This is a genomic window from Streptococcus sp. k-628 (genome assembly GCF_013277475.1).
GTDB lineage: Bacteria > Bacillota > Bacilli > Lactobacillales > Streptococcaceae > Streptococcus.
On sequence record NZ_VMMZ01000111.1, the window covers coordinates 1 to 2,264 of the forward strand.

2 protein-coding genes are annotated in these 2,264 nt (G+C 36.2%); both read left to right on the forward strand.

Annotation, left to right across the window (positions count from 1 at the left end; all coding sequences use genetic code 11):
• Positions 1-50 precede the first annotated feature (50 nt).
• Entirely contained in the window at positions 51-1,970 is a 1,920-nt protein-coding gene (gene tet(M), locus HT730_RS10125; protein WP_173307517.1) for a tetracycline resistance ribosomal protection protein Tet(M), read from the forward strand.
• A 118-nt stretch (positions 1,971-2,088) separates the two neighbouring features.
• Positions 2,089-2,256, forward strand: coding sequence for a cysteine-rich KTR domain-containing protein (locus HT730_RS10130; RefSeq protein ID WP_000336323.1), 168 nt, complete (start codon positions 2,089-2,091; stop codon positions 2,254-2,256).
• Positions 2,257-2,264: the final 8 nt, after the last annotated feature.

Genomic DNA, 2,264 nt, shown 5'->3' on the forward strand with positions numbered 1-2,264 from the left:
ATCACTGGGATTTTTATGCCCTTTTGGGTTTTTGAATGGAGGAAAATCACATGAAAATTATTAATATTGGAGTTTTAGCTCATGTTGATGCAGGAAAAACTACCTTAACAGAAAGCTTATTATATAACAGTGGAGCGATTACAGAATTAGGAAGCGTGGACAAAGGTACAACGAGGACGGATAATACGCTTTTAGAACGTCAGAGAGGAATTACAATTCAGACAGGAATAACCTCTTTTCAGTGGGAAAATACGAAGGTGAACATCATAGACACGCCAGGACATATGGATTTCTTAGCAGAAGTATATCGTTCATTATCAGTTTTAGATGGGGCAATTCTACTGATTTCTGCAAAAGATGGCGTACAAGCACAAACTCGTATATTATTTCATGCACTTAGGAAAATGGGGATTCCCACAATCTTTTTTATCAATAAGATTGACCAAAATGGAATTGATTTATCAACGGTTTATCAGGATATTAAAGAGAAACTTTCTGCCGAAATTGTAATCAAACAGAAGGTAGAACTGTATCCTAATATGTGTGTGACGAACTTTACCGAATCTGAACAATGGGATACGGTAATAGAGGGAAACGATGACCTTTTAGAGAAATATATGTCCGGTAAATCATTAGAAGCATTGGAACTCGAACAAGAGGAAAGCATAAGATTTCAGAATTGTTCTCTGTTCCCTCTTTATCATGGAAGTGCAAAAAGTAATATAGGGATTGATAACCTTATAGAAGTTATTACTAATAAATTTTATTCATCAACACATCGAGGTCAGTCTGAACTTTGCGGAAAAGTTTTCAAAATTGAGTATTCGGAAAAAAGACAGCGTCTTGCATATATACGTCTTTATAGTGGCGTACTGCATTTGCGAGATTCGGTTAGAATATCGGAAAAGGAAAAAATAAAAATTACAGAAATGTATACTTCAATAAATGGTGAATTATGTAAAATCGATAAGGCTTATTCCGGGGAAATTGTTATTTTGCAGAATGAGTTTTTGAAGTTAAATAGTGTTCTTGGAGATACAAAGCTATTGCCACAGAGAGAGAGAATTGAAAATCCCCTCCCTCTGCTGCAAACGACTGTTGAACCGAGCAAACCTCAACAAAGGGAAATGTTACTTGATGCACTTTTAGAAATCTCCGACAGTGACCCGCTTCTGCGATATTATGTGGATTCTGCGACACATGAAATCATACTTTCTTTCTTAGGGAAAGTACAAATGGAAGTGACTTGTGCTCTGCTGCAAGAAAAGTATCATGTGGAGATAGAACTAAAAGAGCCTACAGTCATTTATATGGAAAGACCGTTAAAAAAAGCAGAGTATACCATTCACATCGAAGTGCCGCCAAATCCTTTCTGGGCTTCCATTGGTCTATCTGTAGCACCGCTTCCATTAGGGAGCGGAGTACAGTATGAGAGCTCGGTTTCTCTTGGATACTTAAATCAATCGTTTCAAAATGCAGTTATGGAGGGGATACGCTATGGCTGTGAACAAGGATTGTATGGTTGGAATGTGACGGACTGTAAAATCTGTTTTAAGTATGGCTTATACTATAGCCCTGTTAGTACCCCAGCAGATTTTCGGATGCTTGCTCCTATTGTATTGGAACAAGTCTTAAAAAAAGCTGGAACAGAATTGTTAGAGCCATATCTTAGTTTTAAAATTTATGCGCCACAGGAATATCTTTCACGAGCATACACCGATGCTCCTAAATATTGTGCGAACATCGTAGACACTCAATTGAAAAATAATGAGGTCATTCTTAGTGGAGAAATCCCTGCTCGGTGTATTCAAGAATATCGTAGTGATTTAACTTTCTTTACAAATGGACGTAGTGTTTGTTTAACAGAGTTAAAAGGGTACCATGTTACTACCGGTGAACCTGTTTGCCAGCCCCGTCGTCCAAATAGTCGGATAGATAAAGTACGATATATGTTCAATAAAATAACTTAGTGTATTTTATGTTGTTATATAAATATGGTTTCTTGTTAAATAAGATGAAATATTTTTTAATAAAGATTTGAATTAAAGTGTAAAGGAGGAGATAGTTATTATAAACTACAAGTGGATATTGTGTCCTGTATGTGGAAATAAAACACGATTAAAGATAAGGGAAGATACTGAATTAAAAAAATTCCCCCTCTATTGTCCGAAATGCAGACAAGAAAATTTAATTGAAATAAAGCAGTTCAAAGTAACTGTGATTACAGAGCCAGACGCAAAGACGCAGAGCCGATAAAATGAGAT